Source organism: Arthrobacter sp. MDB1-55 (assembly GCF_059092925.1).
On the sequence record NZ_JBNHID010000001.1, the window covers coordinates 653,002 to 671,605 of the forward strand.

Genomic DNA, 18,604 nt, shown 5'->3' on the forward strand with positions numbered 1-18,604 from the left:
TTGGCTGTTCTGGCAACTTCCCGCCTGGACCGAGCGTCCATTCAAACCACGCGCCCCGCCTCCTATCGGCCGGAAATCCAGGGCCTGCGTGCCCTTGCCGTCCTCATGGTGGTCGTTTATCACATATGGTTCGATCGGGTTTCAGGTGGCGTTGACGTCTTTCTGCTCGTCTCGTCGTTCTTGCTTACGCTCACCTTCATCCGGAAGGTTGAGGAGGGGAAGAAGCTTGACCTGGGGCGTTACTGGCTGCAGCTGTTCAAGAGGCTTTTGCCGTCCGTCGTTGTAGTGCTCCTTGCCACACTCATTGCCACCTATCTGTTCATCCCAAGGTCCCGCTGGACCGAGGTCTTCGACCAAACGTGGGCATCCCTCTTCTATGTGCAGAACTGGCTGCTAGCTGAAAGGTCGGTTGACTACTACGCGGCCGACGACAGCGTTGCAAGTCCCCTTCAGCATTTCTGGTCCCTCTCCGTTCAGGGGCAAATCTTCATCCTCTGGCCTCTGCTTTTCGCTTTATGTGCAGTGATGGCGAAGGCGGCTCAGGTGCGCTTCCGATTCGTGGTCACCGTAATTTTCGGGTCAATCTTCGTTGCTTCCCTCGCCTACTCGATCGCCCAGACTTATGGCAATCAGTCCTATGCCTACTTCGATACGAGGACCAGACTGTGGGAATTCGCTCTGGGCACCCTTCTTGCAGTGGCGCTGCCCTACGTGTCCGCTCCTCGGTTGGTACGGATCGGTGCGGGGTGGATTGCGCTGCTGGCGATGATGAGCGGCGGATTCCTGCTCGATGTGGAACGCCAGTTCCCGGGCTATGTCGCGCTGTGGCCTCTTCTCGCTGCCGGCACGATCATGATTGCCGGACAAACCGGCAGCACAATCGGCGTCGACCGATTGCTCAGCTGGAAACCACTGGTAGGCCTGGGCAATTACTCCTACGCGCTGTACCTGTGGCATTGGCCCATTCTTGTGATTTACCTCGCGTTCCGACAGCGGGCTGAAGCCGGTCCGCTGTCGGGCGTGGCAATTATTGGACTGTCCCTGGTGCTTGCTTACCTGACTACCCGTTTCGTCGAAAACCCAGTGCGGCATGCCACACACTCTGCCCGCCGATATGCGACTGCGGCGGTGGCCATCTCCTGCCTGACAGTTGCAATACCGCTCGGTGGATGGCAGTTGGCGCTGAAGGTTGAGGCCGACCGCTTGAGTGCACAGACCATCGCAGAGAACCCCGGCGCCAGGGTGCTTGCGGGATTGGTCGAACCCAGCTCCAGTTACGACGCGCCTGTCGTGCCACCAGCGGCCGACATCAACGCAGAGTGGGCCTCCCTGCCCGGTAGATGCGGCAATCCCCTCATCACCCACGATGGTGGCGCTCTAACCGGACATTGCAGTGATAACGGCATCGATCCGGCATCGAGCACCCGGACGGTCGTGGTAGTGGGTGATTCGCATGCTGAGCAGTGGCTAGGGGTCATGCGGCCGCTCGCGGCAGAGAATAACTGGACCCTTGTAGCGCTCCTCTACGGCGGTTGTGACTTCGGCATCCCTGCCCAGGACCTGAAAGGGGGATGCCCAGACTTCAACCGTGCAGCCCTGTCCTACCTCGCCGACCTTCAGCCTGATGCCGTTTTCACAGTAGTGACCAGCGCGCACGCGGATACTCCGAGGGACACAGTGGTTCCCGGTTTTGCGCTCGCTGCGGACCGTCTGCAGAAGTTGGGAATCGAAGTGATCGGTGTTCGTGACAACCCGCGCTTTGCATTCAACATGATGACCTGCCTCGAGCAATCAGGCGCAGAAGCATCGGATTGCGGACAGGACCGGAGAACGACACTTGTCGAACAGCCGCCTTTCGAAGAAATTCTTAGCGTAGCGCCGCAGACAGCGCTTATTGACGCGACTGATCTGATCTGCTCGGAGGTTTCCTGCGAGCCGATCGTCGGCAACATGCACGTCTATATCGATGACAATCACCTCACTGAGACTTACGTCGAGTCGATGTACCCGGCTTTCAAAGACCTGTACCAGGAGGCGACCGGGTGGGCGGATATCCGCAAGTGATCCGATAGTCTTGGTCACTGAATCGCTGGGTCGGGTACAAGCCATACAGAAGAGGTTTACTTCGTCGTGAAGATTGCTGTTATTGCTCTTGGGAAGATCGGTCTGCCGCTGGCGGTCCAGTTTGCGTCAAAGGGCCACGAAGTGGTGGGCGTCGATGTCAACGCCAAGGTTGTCGAACTCATCAATGATGCGGTGGAGCCGTTCCCCGGTGAGGCGCATCTGCAGGAGAAGCTCTCCGAACTCGTTCCGGCGGGAAAGCTGCGGGCGACGACTGATTATGCGGAGGCCGTTCCCAACGCTGACGCAGTGGTTCTGGTGGTGCCTTTGTTCGTCGATGCGGACGCGAAGCCGGATTTCGGGTGGATGGACGGGGCAACTGCGGAGCTGGCCAAGCACCTGACCCCGGGCACGCTGGTTTCCTATGAGACGACCCTGCCGGTCGGGACTACCCGCACGCGGTGGAAGCCGATGCTGGAGGAGGGTTCGGGTCTTGTGGAGGGCCAGGACTTCCACTTGGTGTTCTCTCCTGAGCGTGTGCTGACCGGACGTGTGTTTGAGGATCTGCGGAAGTACCCCAAGCTTGTTGGTGGACTGTCCGACGACGGTGCGAAGATCGCGGTCGAATTCTACGAGGCGGTGCTTGACTTTGATGACCGGCCGGATCTGTCCCGCGGTAATGGTGTCTGGGATCTTGGGTCAGCGGAAGCGTCGGAGTTGGCGAAGCTCGCTGAGACGACCTACCGTGATGTGAACATTGGACTGGCTAATCAGTTCGCGCGGTTCGCGGCGACGGCCGGTATCGACATTTATCAGGTGATTGAGGCTTCGAATTCCCAGCCGTACAGCCACATCCACCAGCCTGGCATTGCGGTCGGTGGTCATTGCATTCCGGTGTACCCGCGCCTGTACCTGTGGAATGATCCTTCCGCGACTGTTGTGCGGGCAGCTCGTGAAGCTAATGCCGGGATGCCCGAGTACACCGTCGGTCTGCTGGAAGGTGCCCATGGTGAGCTCGACGGTGCCACCGTCGTCGTACTGGGTGCTGCCTACCGTGGTGAGGTGAAGGAGACAGCATTCTCCGGTGTTTTCGCGACGGTTGACGCGCTGAAGGCGCGCGGCGCGAAGGTGCTGGTACACGACCCGATGTATACGGATGAGGAGTTGGCGTCGCTGGGCTTTGACGCTTACCACGTCGGTGATCCGGTGGATGCCGCGGTCGTGCAGGCTAATCATGCGCAGTATGCGGACCTCACGCCGTCGGATCTGCCGGGGGTCAAGACGTTCATCGACGGCCGGCGTGTCAGCTCGGCGGATAAGTGGGCCGGGGTGACCTACCGGGTCATCGGTAAAGCCTGACTCGCGACGAAAGGTAGTCGATATGACCTACATCGCTGATAGCGCCGACGTTTCCGATCAGGCGGAACTGGGCGAGGGCACGAAGGTATGGCATCTGGCGCAGGTGCGTGAAAACGCGAAGCTGGGTGCTAACTGCATCGTCGGACGTGGGGCCTACATCGGTACGGGCGTCTCGATGGGGGAGAACACCAAGGTTCAGAATTACGCGCTGGTGTATGAGCCGGCCTCACTCGGCAAGGGCGTGTTCATTGGTCCTGCCGTTGTCCTGACCAACGACACGTATCCGCGCTCGGTATCGCCGGACGGTACGTTGAAGAGCGCACACGACTGGACTCCTGTGGGCGTCACCATCGAAGACGGTGCGTCCATCGGCGCACGGGCTGTTTGCGTTGCGCCGGTCACCATTGGCGCGTGGGCTACCGTGGCTGCCGGCGCCGTCGTCACCAAGGATGTTCCCGCCTACGGTCTGATGGCAGGAGTGCCTGCGCGCCGTCTGGGATGGGTTGGTAAGGCCGGTCACCCGCTCAAGGAGCAGGACGGGTTGTGGGTCTGTCCCGAGACCGGCGAGAAATATAGCGAAACAGACGGAACACTGGCACCAGTAGAGGATCAGAAATGAGCACAGGATTCATTCCGGCGGCTAAGCCGATCGTGGGGGACGAAGAGCGCGCAGCCGTCGATGCAGTGCTTGTGTCGGGCATGCTCGCGCAGGGCGCCGAGGTTGCGCAGTTCGAGAAGGAGTTCTCGGAGGTCCTTCTTGATGGCCGGGCTTCCGTGGCGGTGAACTCGGGGACGTCCGGGCTGCACCTTGGTCTGCTGGCTGCGGGGATCGGGCCGGGCGATGAAGTGATCGTTCCCTCTTTCACGTTCGCTGCTACCGCGAATTCGGTGGCACTTACCGGTGCGACGCCGGTCTTCGCCGACATTGAACTGGACCATTACTGCCTGGACATCGCCCATGTGGAATCGCTGATCTCAGACAAGACCAAGGGAATCATGCCGGTGCATCTGTACGGGCACCCGGCGAACGTCGTGGCGTTCCGGGAACTCGCTGATGCGCGTGGGATCAAGCTGTTTGAAGATGCTGCGCAGGCGCACGGCGCGGGGATCGATGGCCGTAAAGTCGGCACCTTCGGTGATTTCGCGATGTTCTCGCTCTACCCGACGAAGAACATGACATCGGGCGAAGGCGGCATGGTCTCCACAGGAGATGCGACCGTCGAGCGGAACCTCCGCCTGCTACGGAACCAGGGCATGGAGCGCCAGTACGAGAACGAGCTGGTCGGTTTCAACGCACGTATGACCAATCTGCATGCAGCCATTGGACGGGTTCAGCTGACCAAGGTTCTGGGTTGGACCGCGCAGCGTCAGGCCAACGCGAAGTTCCTCACCGATAACCTCGAAGGTGTTGGAACGCCGGTAGTAGCCGACGGCGCCGAACACGTGTACCACCAGTACACCATCCGGGTTTCCGGTGACCGCGACGGTTTCGCTGCCGCGCTCAAGGACGAATACAACATCGGCAGCGGGGTTTACTACCCGATCCCGAACCACCGTCTCCCCTCGTTCAATCGCACTGAGGACCTGCCCAACACGGAGATCGCCGCACGCGAAGTGCTCTCCCTTCCTGTTCATCCCTCACTCGATGACGAGGATCTGGACCGGATCGTCACCGCGGTGAACAAGCTCGCCGGAGCGGGCGCGTAATGGGGGATCTGCGGGTCGGGATCATCGGTCTCGGGATGATGGGCCGCCACCACGCGCGCGTCACCCGTGAACTTGACGGTGTCCAGCTGGTCGCGGTCGCCGATGCGTACGGTGATCCCCACGGCGTTGCCGGGGATCTGCCGCTGTGCGGTTCGGTTGACGAGCTGATTGCGCAGGGGATCGACATGGCCGTGTGCGCAGTGCCCACCGGCCTGCACGAGGAAGTCGGCCTGGCCCTCGCGGCAGCCGGAGTGCACACCATGGTGGAGAAGCCGATCGCTTCGACCATCGAAGGCGGTGTCAAACTCGCGGACGCGTTCGAGGCCGCAGGACTGGTCGGCGCCGTCGGACACATTGAACGGTTCAACCCCGCCCTGCAGTCACTGCGCTCCCGCATCGAGAACGGTGACCTCGGCGACGTTTACCAGATCGCCACCCGCAGGCAGGGGCCTTTCCCATCGCGCATCGCCGACGTCGGCGTCGTCAAGGATCTCGGCACCCATGATATTGACCTGACAGCCTGGTTGGCGCAGTCGCCCTATCAGTCCGTCTCGGCGCGTACCAGTACCCGGTCCGGACGGCCCCACGAAGATATGGTGACCGCGTCATGCCAGCTCGAAAGCGGTGTTATCACCTCACACCTGGTGAACTGGCTGTCCCCAATGAAGGAACGGCTCACCGTCGTGACAGGGGAGAAAGGCGCGTTCGTCGCTGACACCCTCACCGCCGATCTCACCTTCTACGAGAACGGCACCATCAACACCGAATGGGAAGCCGTCTCCAACTTCCGTGGCGTGAGCGAAGGTAACATCACCCGCCTGGCGCTCACCAAGCGCGAGCCGTTGAAGTCCGAACATGAAGCATTCCGTGACGCTGTCCTGGGAACACGCGATGACGTCGTAACCATGCGCGAAGGCCTGAACACGCTCCGTGTGGCTGAGGCAATGATCGACTCAGCCCGCGCCGGCCAAATGGTGGACATCCCGGCGTGAATCCGCGCATCGTTCTTGCCACCAGACTTTTTCCACCTGAAGTTGGAGCCGCCGCTTTTCGGCTGAAAGCGCTCGTGACTGCTCTGCAGAGTACAGGGGCGTCGGTGACGGTAATGACGACCGTGCCGCCCAATGGGGGCCGTTCGGAGCGTGGCATTTCACGTTGGCCGGTTCTCCGTGACCGCGGGGGGAATGTTCGCGGGTATGTTCAGTATCTGAGTTTCGACCTGCCACTGTTTTTCCGGTTGATCCTGAGCCGCGCAGATGTGATCGTCTCAGAGCCGCCACCCACCACCGGGCTGATCGTTGCTGTGTCCTCCTGGGTGAGGAGGCGGCCTTACGTCTATTATGCGGCGGACGTGTGGACCGATGCCGTGATCGCCATGGGCGCTTCGGCGCCAGTGGTTTCAGTTATGCGTTGGATCGAGGGCGTCGCCCTAAGGAACGCCTCGCATGTGCTTGCCATATCTGACGGGGTGGCGGATCAGCTACCGCAATTCGGTGTTTCGCCGGACAGGGTAATTGTTGTAGGCAACGGTATAGACACTGAGGTTTTCAGCCCGAACGGGCCGCGTGTACTGCCGGGACATCCCTATTTTGTTTACACGGGCACGATGTCGGAATGGCAAGGCGCCGAGGTCTTCATCGAGGCCCTCAAAATGCTTGAAGACGACACAGATGTTCGGTTGTACTTCCTCGGCCAGGGTGCGTCAGAAACAAAACTGCGCGAACTTGCTGAGGAGGTCGTGCCGGGCAGGGTGATCTTTGGCGGGGTGAAGTCCCCCGAGGAGACTGCTTCATGGATCCGCGGAGCCGCTGCTGCGCTCGTCAGCATCGTTCCGGGGAAGGGATACGACTTCGCTAAGCCCACGAAGATCTACGCTGCGGCGGCGTGCGGAACGCCTGTCATATACGCCGGCGCCGGGGAGTGCGCCACCATGGTTGCTGACAACCATCTTGGAGAAAGCGTCGACTACGAGCCGTCCCTGGTTGCGGAGGCAATGCGAAGATTTCTTGCCGGGCAAGACGGGAACTCAGAGTCGCGCATTGACTGGGTGCGGCGCAACGCATCGCTGCGCACGGCTGGTGAGCGGGCTGCCGCAGCCGTATTGGCTGCGCAACCTGCATAGGTTCAGGTACTTGCCGAAGAAGTTCGGCCTAGTGAATTCCGATACTGCCGAGAAGGGCAGCCGCCACCTGGTGTGCTGCCTGTCCCGATCCGTACGGAGCTGCGTTGGTCGCCGATGGCGTCGGCCGGGTGACCGCTGACTTCAGTTCGCTCAAGTCAGCCGACACGAGAACGTTCCAGCCAAGCTCGACCGTCTCAACCCACTCTGTCTCTGGCCGCACAGTTGTACAGGGAACGCGCAGCAGGAACGCTTCCTTTTGCAACCCGCCCGAATCGGTGACTACGCCCGCGGAGTGCTGGACGGCGTTGATTAGTTGCGGGTACGCAAGGGGACATATTGACTTAACCGCGCCCTGATTCAGCGCGATGCCATGACCTTCCGCTAGAGAGCGCAGGCGGGGATGGGCCAGAAGGAGGACAGGTTTGTCCAGACTCGCCAGCTGATCCACAATCTCACCCAGCCGGTCCGCGTCGTTTGTATTGTCTGGACGATGGATGGTGCTGACGTAGTACTGACCCGCAGCGAGGCCTTCGGGAAGCGGCTCGTGCTTTGCCTGCACAGCATCCCTGGTCCGGTACAGCACATCGGTCATAACGTCTCCGACCAGTACGCTGCGGCCAGCCAGACCTTCCGTTGCGAGGTGTTTCATTGCAACTTCGGTGGGTGCGAGGAGGAGATCGGCCGCGTGGTCGGTCAGCACCCGGTTATGCTCTTCCGGCATCCGTCGGTTGAACGAGCGCAGCCCCGCCTCCAGGTGCGCTACCGGAATGTGCATCTTGACTGCGGCTACGGCGGCCGCGAGCGTCGAATTAGTGTCGCCATAGACGAGCACCCAGTCTGGCCGGGTTTGCTCGAGTACCTCTTCAAGCCCTGCCAGCATGGCCCCTGTCTGCCGTCCGTGCGTTCCCGAGCCCACGGCCAGATTGAAGTCCGGTGCGGGGATACCAAGATCCTGGAAGAAGACATCTGACATCAATTCGTCATAGTGCTGTCCGGTGTGCGCTATGAGATGGTCGGCTTTGCCCCGGAGTGCGGAAGCGATCGGCGCCAACTTCACGAACTGAGGGCGCGCGCCTACAACGCTGAGAATTTGCATGGGTTCCACTCTAGTTCCTGATGCTCCGGCGCTCAGGTCGCCGAGATCAGGAGCTCCTTGACTACAGTCCGTTCTGCATCTTCATCGGTTTCCGAGCTGAGGGCACGGGCGCTCGCGTGTGCGTTCTGCTTGAAGGCGGCAATGGCTTCCCTGCTCAGTGAGCCGATAGCTCGCGCAAGGGCTTCCGGCGAGAAATCTTCTGCTATTGCACCGAGCTTGTACTGCTCAATGAGGCGCGATGTCTCTGGAGATGGGCTGAAAACGATCGCAAGCCTGGCCTGCACAAAGTCAAAGAACTTGTTGGGAAGCATGAGAGCGTGATTGCGGGTCTGCGGTGGAAGACTGAATATCCCGACGTCATACGCGTTAAGAACGTTGGGAAGATCATCCGGAGCCACCGGCGGCAGGAGCCGTACGTTGCCGTAATCTCTCGCCAAACCCTCCAGATGAGCCTTGTATTTCCCGCCGTCGCGCGCTGGAACCAGATAGAGGTCCAGCGTGTAGCCCCGTCCGAGCATTCCAACTGCTTGCATCATCCCTTCGAGGTTTCGCCCCGGTACAGCTGCTCCACTGTGAACCAGTCGGATGGTGCCAGGCAGCATCGGCGATGGCTCGACGTCGACGAGTCGGCGGGCGTTCCGAACTGTCACCGTCTGGATTCCGAACTGGGCACGATAGAGGGCGGCGATCGAATCGTTGACCACGGACACAGCTGTGACGTGGGGGAGGTGCCGAGCACATACCCAGGTCATGAAGGGTTTGATCAGGATCTTCCAGGACAGAACGTGCACCCGCTCTTCTGGCGCCCACTCGTGCATGTCGCCCCAGACGGGTGTGCCCTCTCCCGCTATTCGGCGGGCCAAGGGGAGTGCTCGAGCTTCATTTGCAACGACTAGATCCCAGTCGCCTTGGGCGAGGTTAAGGGCCCTCTTCACAGCTGGGGCTCGGAATTCGACCAGCCGATACAGACGCGCCGCCAAGAGGGCCACACCAAGGGGCGTTTGAGGTAGTGACGGCAGGTCGGACTCGATTTCGAGGTGATTCGAAGCACCTTCTGGTTTGGTTCCGTACCCTACGGTCGTCACGTCACCGAACTCCGCTAGAACCGCGATCTGCCGAAGCACCCGCGAGTCTGCACGGATATCGGAAAAGGAGATGCAAAGGATCCTGGGACGCATGGCACCACTGTAGTTGGGCATACCACCCGTCGGCACGCCAATGTTGGGTCGGGTAACCTAGACCGGGCGGGGAAACCTGCCGCGCTGCTGCTCATCCATTACAGGAGACTTTGTGAACGTTGACCTTATCGTCGTAGGTTCCGGCTTTTTCGGCCTCACAGTGGCCGAGCGTGCTGCCGAGGAACTCGGCCTGAAGGTCGCAGTGTTGGACCGCCGCCATCACATCGGCGGCAACGCCTACAGCGAAAACGAGAAGCAAACGGGTATAGAGGTGCACCGCTACGGAGCGCACCTCTTTCATACTTCCAACGAACGCGTGTGGGAATACGTCAATCGCTTCACCGACTTCACGAGTTACCAGCACAAGGTGTACACGAGCCACAAAGGTGAGGTGTACCCGATGCCGATCAACCTTGGAACTATCAACCAGTTCTTCCGCGCTTCAATGGGTCCCAGTGAGGCGCGGGCGCTGATTCAGGAGCAGGCAGGGGAGCTCGCTGGGACAGATCCCGAGAATTTGAATGACAAGGGAATCCAGCTCATCGGCAGACCGCTCTATGAAGCGTTCATCAAGTACTACACGGGCAAGCAGTGGCAGACCGATCCCAAAGACCTTCCGGCAGAAATCATCTCGCGACTGCCTGTCCGTTACACCTATGACAATAGGTACTTCAACGACAAGTACGAGGGCCTTCCAATTGACGGTTACACCGCCTGGATTGAACGCATGGCTGCGCACCCCAACATCACTGTGGAATTGAACACTGACTTCTTCGATGATGGGCACCCGTATTCCCGAACGGCCACCCGTGGCCAGGTTCCAGTTGTATATACGGGCGCTGTTGACCGGTACTTCGATTACGTCGAGGGTGACCTGTCATGGAGGACCATCGACCTTGAGGAGGAGGTGCTCCCGATCGAGGACTTCCAGGGCTGCCCGGTGATGAATTATCCCGACGAAGACGTTCCCTACACTCGCATCCACGAGTTCAGGCACTTCCATCCGGAGCGGGATTACACAAAGGATGCGACAGTTATCATGCGTGAGTTTTCGCGGTTCGCCGAGAAGGGTGATGAACCGTACTACCCCATCAACACCGAAGCCGACCGCAGGAAGCTCCTGGCATATCGGGACCTTGCCAAAGGCGAGGACATGGTCCTGTTCGGCGGACGTTTGGGAACCTACAAGTACCTCGACATGCACATGGCCATCGGGTCCGCGCTGTCCATGTTCGATAACAAGATCAAGCCCCACTTCAACGGTGGCGCAACGCTCGAGAGTGGGGGAATCGACGCATGAGTACTCCTGCAGTTGTGAATGATCAGATGAGCAGCCCCGACCAGGAACAGACTTGGCGGACAGTCCACAGAGTTGTGTTTCCGGAGGGCGGCGACGTGGACACCATGCCGCTATATGCCGACTTCAACAGCCCGCGGCGGGTACGACCGGAGCCGGACGGACAGTCCTCGAAGGGAACGTCCGCGACCGCCCTGCCTGCCGAGACCCACCCTGATTACGTTCTCAACCGCCGTCAACTGGCACTTCCGCCGCGCGAACGGGTGTCGATGGGCACCTACTTCAATGCATTCCCGGCCAGCTACTGGCGCGCGCACACGGGCATCCGCACGGTTCGGCTGAGCGTCACTCTTGATGCCGATGCAACTATCGCCATCTACCGATCCACAGCTCGCGGAATCGTAAACAGGGTCAGTAGCCAGAAGGTCGGTGCGGCGGAAGGCCACTCGCTGACCGTCGACCTGCCGCTCGCCAACTTCGGCGACGGCGGCTGGTACTGGTTCGATCTTTCTGCACACGATGATCAGGTCACCCTTCAGGACGCTCACTGGAGTGTCCAAGCGCCTCAGCACGTTGGCACCGGCAAACTCACAATCGCGGTCACCACGTTCAATCGGCCGGACTACTGCGTTCGAAATTTGAAGACCATCGCTTCATCCGCTGAACTGATGGACGTCATTCACCGCGTCATCGTCACGGATCAGGGAACGCAGAAGGTAGCCGCAGAAGAAGGGTTCGCCGAAGCGGAAGCCAGCCTTGGTGGAAGGCTGGTCGTTGTGAACCAGCCGAACCTGGGCGGCTCGGGCGGTTTCGCCAGGGGCATGCTGGAAACCATCAACGACTCCGAGAGTAGCTACGTCATGCTGCTCGATGATGACGTCGAGATGGAAACAGAGGGAATTCTGAGGGCGGCGCAGTTCGCTGACTTCACGACGGAGCCCACCATCGTGGGCGGCCACATGTTCAACCTCTTTGAGCGCTCCGTTATGCACCACTTCGGCGAATCCGTGGATTGGTACCGCTTTCGCTACGGATCCTCGCCGAACACGGAAGAGGCTCACGACTTCGCAGCGAGCAATCTGCGTGACACCCCGTGGATGCACCGCCGGATCGACGTCGATTACAACGGGTGGTGGATGTGCCTCATTCCCAGCGAGATCATCAATAGCATTGGTCTGGCACTGCCTGTCTTCATCAAGTGGGACGACGTCGAGTACGGTATCCGTGCACAGGCGAACGGGTACCGGACTGTCACGCTGCCCGGCGCCGCCGTATGGCACATGCCGTGGACCGAAAAAGACGACACGATCGACTGGCAGGCGTACTATCACCAGCGCAACCGGTGGCTCGCGACCCTCCTGTACTCGCCGTACAAGCGGGGCGGGCGGATGCCTCAGGAAAGTCTCGCTGTGGACGTGCGTCACCTTCTGTCCATGCAGTATTCGTCGGTAGAGCTGCGTTTGCAGGCACTCGAAGACATTTTGGAGGGTCCTGACCATCTGCACCGGTCACTCGGCTCGAAGCTCGGGGAAGTACGCGCGACGCGGGCGCAGTTCGACGATGCACGGGTCGCAGCCGACCCTGCATCCTTCCCCGCGGTGAAGCGCAGCAAGCCGCCACGAAAGGGCAAGGGACCGACGCAGGCCCGCAGCATTCCGGCGGCACTGGTCAAGGTGGCGAGCGGTGTTCTTCACCAGGTCAAGCCCGTTCCGGGAGAGGCCAGGGAACATCCCGAAGAGCACATCGCGGCCATGGACGCTCGCTGGTGGAGGCTCTCGCAGCTGGACTCCGCGCTCGTGACTTCATCCGACGGGTCCGGGGTTTCCTGGCACAAACGCGACACCGGCAAGGCCCGGGAGCTGGCGCTCCGCAGCGCATCGCTTCACCGACGTCTGTTGGCGCAGTGGGACGAACTCGCCGAAGCCTACAAGGCCGCCCTGCCGCAATTCACGTCGCCCACGGTATGGGCTGAGACTTTCTACGCAGCCGGTGCGCACGGAAACAAGGCGGAATGACGGCAGTTTCAGGTGAGCCAGAGGGGCCTGCGCAGGCGGAGCTGAGGGTACCCGGGCGGGGAGCGGGTCTGCGCGATGTCGCTCGCCATCGATTCCTCCTCAAACTCCTGGTCGACAAGGAGATCAAGGTCCGGTACCGCGGATCGGTGCTTGGGCTTCTCTGGTCCTATGTGAAACCTGGCGTCCAGTTCATTGTTTTCTATATAGCACTTGGCATCTTCCTTGGGCTCGAGCAGAGCGACAGGAACCCTGACGGGCTTCCGAACTACGCGATCTACCTGTTTTCGGGCATCGTGCTGATCAACTTCTTCTCGGAAGCCCTTGGCAATGCATCGCGGTCTATCGTAGGTAACAGCGGCCTGATCAAAAAGATCTATCTGCCGCGGGAGCTATTCCCGGTATCAGCAATATGGGTATCGGGTGTTCACTTCCTCCCGCAGATAGTCATTCTGGTAGTGGCGTGTCTGTTTACCGGTTGGTCTCCGTCCGTCCTGCAGTTGATCGTGGCCGTCGTGGGATTTCTTATCGCTGCTTTGATCGCTACCGGATTGGGCCTGATCTTCGGTGCCATCAACGTCTACTACCGCGACGCCGAGAATGTCGTTGACATGCTGCTGATGGTGGCCACGTGGGCATCGCCCGTCCTCTATTCCTGGGAAATGGTACGGCGGCAACTTGGCGACACAGCGTTGTCCATCTACATGCTCAATCCACTGACAGTTAGCGTAGAAACTTTCCACTACGCCTTCTGGTTGCCGACCACAGATCAGCAGTTTGAACTTCCACCGGGGTTTCTGCCGGTGTGGCTTCCGGTTGCCCTCGCTGTTGCATTATTTACGGTCATCCTCGGACAGTACCTTTTCAGGCGCCTTGAGGGCCGCTTCGCGCAGGAGTTATAGACATGGCGTTGGCGATTGAGATAGCAGGCATCCAGAAGCGGTTCGCCCTGCGGCATACGAGGTCTCTCAAGGAGACGGTGCTGTGGCTCCTGAAGGGAAGGAAGGGCGACCTGTCCAAAACCTTCCCCGCGCTAAATAACGTTTCCCTGACAGTGGAAGAGGGGGAAACGGTAGCCCTGCTGGGTTTCAATGGTTCCGGAAAATCCACCCTTCTCAAACACATCTCAGGTGTTATGCTGCCGGACACCGGCACGGTACGGACGCGGGGACGGGTAGCGGGGCTCATTGAAGTGGGGGCCGGGTTCCACCCTGATCTGAGCGGGAGGGACAACGTCTTTCTTAACGGCGCCATCCTTGGAATGTCCGAGAAGGACATTCACCGACAATTTGATTCAATCGTCGACTTCGCTGAAATCGGCGAGTTCATCGATACAGAGGTCCGGTTCTACTCTTCCGGTATGTACCTGCGGTTGGCATTCTCGGTTGCTGTTCATACGGACCCTAATGTCTTCCTGATCGACGAAATCCTCGCGGTGGGGGACGAGCCGTTTCAGCGCAAGTGCATCAGCAAGATCAAGGAACTGGCGGAGGCCGGGAAGACACTGGTAGTAGTCAGCCACGATCTCGATCTGATCGCGCAGATCTGCAGGCGCGGCATCGTGCTGGAAAAAGGGCGCGTCGTCCACGACGCGCCCGTCGCTGAGGCCATCGCACACATCCGGAGACAGTAAATTCTCGGTTCTCGGCGCTAGCCGCAATTGGTCACTTGATAGAGTTTGGCATCTCCTTCTTCGTCCACCAGTTCATAGTTGGTAGCGCCATCGACTTCATCAAAGGCCGGGTAGGAGTGTGCCAGCGGACGATCCAGCAGGTAATAATCACCGAAGTCGAGGACATACTTGACTCCCAGTTCCTCAGCTACGGCACACGCCTCCGACGCAGCGCCAGCCGAGTCCAGCTCACGTGCAATGAGTGACAAATTCGTCGACAGTTTTCCCATGTGGTACTGGGTGACCTCGGTCCCGCTGAACGCATAGGCCAGAGCGCTTCCATTCCAGGGATTGACACCGACTACCGCATCGTCCGGAACAACCTCGTCTAGGCGCTCGAGCAGCTCGCGCTCGGCGGGCGAGAGAATAGTGGGATTGCCCGCGTATGTGTGGTTCAGATGGGTGGCGACGACCATCTGGTCGATTGGTCCGCGCTGACTATATAACGCGCCCAGGGCGACGAAAGCCAGGGTCAGCATTCCCGCAAGTATTACTGACGCCCTTCGGCGTGAGGATCCAGCATTGAGGACGCACTGCACGAGACGACGCCCGCCGGTGAGGAGGTAGGCCGCTCCGAAAGCCGCAACAACGATGGTCGGGATCGGCAGAAGGGAGGCCAGCCGCTGCGGATCCTGGTACCAGGATCCAGTTAATGCCATGCGGACAAAGCCACGAGGCTCGCTTGCCGCGATCACATAGAGCAGAACGGCGACCGCGAACACGCCGATCAACCAGAGCGGGGCTCTCCCTTTCAGGATGCCGACTATCCCGGCCGCGGTGGCGATGCCTAGAACCACGGCGGCATCGCGCCCGTGCGGTGCGCTGGTGAGCGCCTCACCGATCGCATCCCAACGGCTGTCATTGAATGGTAGCCAATTGTCATAGCCAGTGATGAGCAACGCCCGCCAAAGGGCAAGGAAAGCTGTTGCTGTCATGACCGCGACGACGCCGGGAACCACCAGTGACCGGGCGGCGCCGGTCCGATATCTCGTCCGCGCCCAAGTCCACCATTTCCACACGAGGGGTGGCACGCTGAGGGCCAGCAACGCCGAAAAGCCGTTCGGTTGAGCGGTGAACAAACCTGACAGGCCGGCGGCAAGGGCTATGAAAGAGCCCATCGGACTGAACCCCAAGCCGCCGGGTGACTTCAGGACGGATACGACGACGGCAAGGACAGCCGGAAGGATCGAATAGGAGAGCAGATTCGGGTAGAGGGGACCGAAGTCGAGCAGACCCAGGGGGAACGCGGGAAATGCTGCCGCGAAGATGCCGGCAAAGAGGACCGCGAACGGCCGCGGGCCGACGATGACCCGGGTAAGCAGGACCGCGCTGAGGGGCCAGACCAGCGAGCAGATAACGATGTTGAAGGCATTGATCGCCACAGGGATCGACTGGCCGCTCAGCTGTGCAACGATCGAGGCGAAGCTGTGCCAGGCCGCAGGGTAAATGGCTATACCGGCGTCGGGGTTGACCATGCGTCCGAGGGTGAGGCTCGATGCCTGGCCTTCCTCCAGGACATACCTCACCGCGTTCAGGTGATAGACGTTGTCGTAGCGTTGCGCAATATTGTCCGGGGCCCCGAGTGCCCGAGAAATGTTGTACACGGAAGCCGCCCCGCCGATGGCCAGTCCGACGAGCCCAGCTGTCACCGAAAACCGGTCCAACCGCGGGGAAAAAGTGCGGGTAAACCGTGCATCAACCAGCCTGGTTACTCCGAAGGCGATAGCGCACAGCACGAGGCTCAGGAGCAGAAAGGTCAAAACCGACCACTCCAGCCCCAGGAAAGCTGCCACGATGCCTGTCACACCGGCAAGCGCCACCGAGAACATCGGCACCAGGCCCACCGCGAGGGGTCCACGTGCGCGCAGCGCTGCCGAAAACAGAAGTCCAGGTATCAAAAGTAAGGCGATCGCCGTAGCGATCGCCGGCAGGGCAGCCCACCAGGACATTTAGTACTCCTGCGGAATCTTAGAAGACGTGGTCGGCGCGAGCATCAGGGACAAAAACCCAAGCTGGCGAACCCATCGACACTATCACGATGGATTGACGCGCAAGGGCGACGGTTGAATCAGCAGGCGGTGATCTTGTACAGGGTGTGTGGTCCCTGCCTGTGTACAACTTCGAAGCCCTGGGCGGTGTTCGTGCCGTAGAAACCCGGCCAGTCGGCAAGGCCGTCGCTGGCGTGTGACATCCCCGGCTGATCCTCGTAGAAGTGGGTCGCCCCAAGCGTGCTGAGCGCGTGGCACACAGCCGGGTCGGAATGAATCCCGTTGAACGAGGTGCGCAGGTACTCCTTGGCTTCGTTGCCCGAGGTGGCTGAGCCAAGCTGGGTGTACACCACCCGGCTCTGCCCGAGCGTGTAGAAGTAGGTTTCGCCATTGAACGGATCCCCAATGACGACGGCGTCGTCAGGTAGAAGGCGAGACGCCTCCTCGATGAAATCCTGCTCTCCTACGGTGAGGACGCCCATACCGCTGGCGTCAACGCTATAGTTCCTCGCAGTCACAGCGATCCGCTCGGCAGCGCGGAAATTGTCGGACGCCACGTAGATCACGGCGATGAGCAGGAGGGCGGTAGCAGCGGCGGTGTAGCCGGAGGTGAGCCGATGTGCACGGGCGCTTCTGCCTTCCATTGCGCGCTGTACTACCCGGGCCGTGCCCCGCGCGAGCTGGTCCACGGCCCAGGCGGCCAGAAGGGCGCCTGTCATGGCAATCATCGGAGCGATCCGCTGTGTGTCCTTGTACCAGAAGCCTGTCAGCCACCGGGCAGGATTCTCGGGCCCCGCGGCAAGAATGTGAAGGAGCACGAAGAATATCCAGGCCACTGCCAGTGCGCGGTGGCCCCGAAGGATCAGGCAGGCAAGCGCGCCCACCGCTGCCAGGAGTCCAACGTAGAGGTTGAACCCGTCGATGTCCGGCGGCTGCAGCACGGGGAAGGTCGCCAGATCGAAGACCGCGAAGGGCACCGCTTCCGGAAGCTCTGCCCGGACGGATCGGTTGTAGCTCATCACAGACTCCAGCAGGCGGGACTGCCCCAGGACGGCTGTCGCTGTGATGAAGAGCCCAACTCCGGCAATCGCCGAGATAACGGCACTCTTCCGGTGGTGCCGAAAGGCCCTGCCGAGCCACGGGACACCATAGGCGACCACAAAAGGCCCCGCCGCCACCGCGACGGCCATCACCGCGCCCGGATGGGCAGCCGCGGCGCCCGCCAGGGTGAGGACGGCTACCAGCACAGTCGGGAGCACTCTTCGCTGCCAGAATTCCTGCGCGGCAAGACGTTCCCGGTGGGATGTGCGCAGCAGCCGCAGGGCGAGAATGAGTATGGCTAGAGCGGCAGGCACAAGGGCAGTGCCGAGGCCGTTGGGCCACTGTCCGCTGCGCATGAGCTGGGCGAAGGGAAAGCTGAGATACGAGGCACCGAGGACTGGGGCAAGAAGCCAGATGCCGCGGCGTTCAGGGAAAATCACCGACGCCAGGTAGGCAAGCCCGGCCGGCCAGAGGAGCCCACCGATGACGAGCGTCAAGATGTTGGAGGCTGTAACAACGTCATCCGGTATCAGCGATACCACCACATGCCAGCCGACGGGGTAGTAGCTGCCGCCTGCAGCGAAAATAGGGGACACGCTCCAGGGAGTGGCTTGTCCGGACTCGCGTATCCACTGGACAGCGTTCATGTGGAAGATCGGGTCCCAGCCCTGTGACGCGGTGTCCACGCTTCCCATGCCCCTATGGAGCGCGACCACCGTCAACAATGATGAAGCGGCGACGGCGGCACCAAGAGCCGAAACGAACAGCCACCCGTAGTCGGGTACCGCTTTCCGTTCGAACCGGAACCGCCGTCCAACCGGCCAAAAGATACCGAAAGTGACCGCCGTGGCGAGTGCCGCCGTCGTGAGGTTCCACGGAATATCCAGCACTCCGAGCACGACGCCGGCGACGCTCAAGGGGACAAGCCCGACAGCGGGCGCAAGAACCAGGGCAGACGGCAGAGAGGTGCCAAGAGGCAGCAGGACTAGTAGACCAGGCACAACGAGAATTGCGGCGGCGATCAAACCCACAGGCACTAGTGCTGCCAGGTGAACGATTTCCTGCAGCATC

At 60.7% G+C, this 18,604-nt stretch carries 14 protein-coding genes; 10 read left to right on the forward strand and 4 right to left on the reverse strand.

Annotated features, from left to right (window positions below):
• The 6 genes from AC5RU3_RS03160 (at window position 1) to AC5RU3_RS03185 (ending at window position 7,249) form a co-directional block, all read left to right on the forward strand.
• Entirely contained in the window at window positions 1-2,064 is a 2,064-nt protein-coding gene (locus AC5RU3_RS03160) for an acyltransferase family protein (protein WP_309071079.1), read from the forward strand.
• A 66-nt stretch (window positions 2,065-2,130) separates the two neighbouring features.
• Window positions 2,131-3,420, forward strand: a complete 1,290-nt coding sequence (locus tag AC5RU3_RS03165) for a nucleotide sugar dehydrogenase (RefSeq protein WP_493964846.1) — start codon at window positions 2,131-2,133, stop codon at window positions 3,418-3,420.
• Between the two features lie 22 nt (window positions 3,421-3,442).
• Entirely contained in the window at window positions 3,443-4,039 is a 597-nt protein-coding gene (locus AC5RU3_RS03170; RefSeq protein ID WP_493964847.1) for an acyltransferase, read from the forward strand.
• Complete coding sequence (locus AC5RU3_RS03175; RefSeq protein ID WP_493964848.1) at window positions 4,036-5,127, forward strand: DegT/DnrJ/EryC1/StrS family aminotransferase; 1,092 nt, start codon at window positions 4,036-4,038, stop codon at window positions 5,125-5,127. Before AC5RU3_RS03170 ends, AC5RU3_RS03175 begins: the two co-directional genes overlap by 4 nt.
• On the forward strand, window positions 5,127-6,119 hold the full coding sequence (locus AC5RU3_RS03180) for a Gfo/Idh/MocA family oxidoreductase (RefSeq protein WP_493964849.1): 993 nt from the start codon (window positions 5,127-5,129) through the stop codon (window positions 6,117-6,119). Before AC5RU3_RS03175 ends, AC5RU3_RS03180 begins: the two co-directional genes overlap by 1 nt.
• Window positions 6,116-7,249, forward strand: coding sequence for a glycosyltransferase family 4 protein (locus AC5RU3_RS03185; protein ID WP_309071293.1), 1,134 nt, complete (start codon window positions 6,116-6,118; stop codon window positions 7,247-7,249). Before AC5RU3_RS03180 ends, AC5RU3_RS03185 begins: the two co-directional genes overlap by 4 nt.
• 28 nt (window positions 7,250-7,277) lie before the next feature.
• Here the strand turns inward: AC5RU3_RS03185 and wecB are convergent, their stop codons facing one another.
• Together wecB and AC5RU3_RS03195 are read right to left on the reverse strand one after the other, a co-directional pair.
• Window positions 7,278-8,345 carry a non-hydrolyzing UDP-N-acetylglucosamine 2-epimerase gene (gene wecB, locus AC5RU3_RS03190; RefSeq protein WP_309071292.1) on the reverse strand — a complete coding sequence of 356 codons (1,068 nt, stop codon included), beginning with the start codon at window positions 8,343-8,345 and terminating at the stop codon, window positions 7,278-7,280.
• 32 nt (window positions 8,346-8,377) lie between these two features.
• On the reverse strand, window positions 8,378-9,544 hold the full coding sequence (locus AC5RU3_RS03195) for a glycosyltransferase (protein ID WP_493964850.1): 1,167 nt from the start codon (window positions 9,542-9,544) through the stop codon (window positions 8,378-8,380).
• A gap of 91 nt (window positions 9,545-9,635) precedes the next feature.
• Between AC5RU3_RS03195 and glf the strand changes: the two genes are divergently transcribed.
• From glf to AC5RU3_RS03215, 4 genes are read left to right on the forward strand one after another with little or no spacing between them, the layout of a single operon-like run.
• Entirely contained in the window at window positions 9,636-10,823 is a 1,188-nt protein-coding gene (gene glf, locus AC5RU3_RS03200) for a UDP-galactopyranose mutase (RefSeq protein WP_309071290.1), read from the forward strand.
• Window positions 10,820-12,835: a glycosyltransferase gene (locus AC5RU3_RS03205; protein ID WP_309071289.1), complete on the forward strand. Its 2,016-nt coding sequence runs from the start codon at window positions 10,820-10,822 to the stop codon at window positions 12,833-12,835. Before glf ends, AC5RU3_RS03205 begins: the two co-directional genes overlap by 4 nt.
• A complete protein-coding gene (locus AC5RU3_RS03210) occupies window positions 12,832-13,734 on the forward strand; it encodes an ABC transporter permease (RefSeq protein ID WP_493964851.1) in 903 nt (300 codons plus the stop codon). Before AC5RU3_RS03205 ends, AC5RU3_RS03210 begins: the two co-directional genes overlap by 4 nt.
• A gap of 2 nt (window positions 13,735-13,736) precedes the next feature.
• Window positions 13,737-14,465 (forward strand): ABC transporter ATP-binding protein, encoded by a 729-nt coding sequence (locus tag AC5RU3_RS03215; protein ID WP_493964852.1) that lies wholly within the window; start codon window positions 13,737-13,739, stop codon window positions 14,463-14,465.
• Window positions 14,466-14,482: 17 nt separating this feature from the next.
• Here the strand turns inward: AC5RU3_RS03215 and AC5RU3_RS03220 are convergent, their stop codons facing one another.
• Entirely contained in the window at window positions 14,483-16,453 is a 1,971-nt protein-coding gene (locus AC5RU3_RS03220) for a DUF6541 family protein (RefSeq protein ID WP_493964853.1), read from the reverse strand.
• Between the two features lie 119 nt (window positions 16,454-16,572).
• Window positions 16,573-18,603, reverse strand: coding sequence for a DUF6541 family protein (locus AC5RU3_RS03225; protein WP_493964854.1), 2,031 nt, complete (start codon window positions 18,601-18,603; stop codon window positions 16,573-16,575).
• Window position 18,604: the final 1 nt, after the last annotated feature.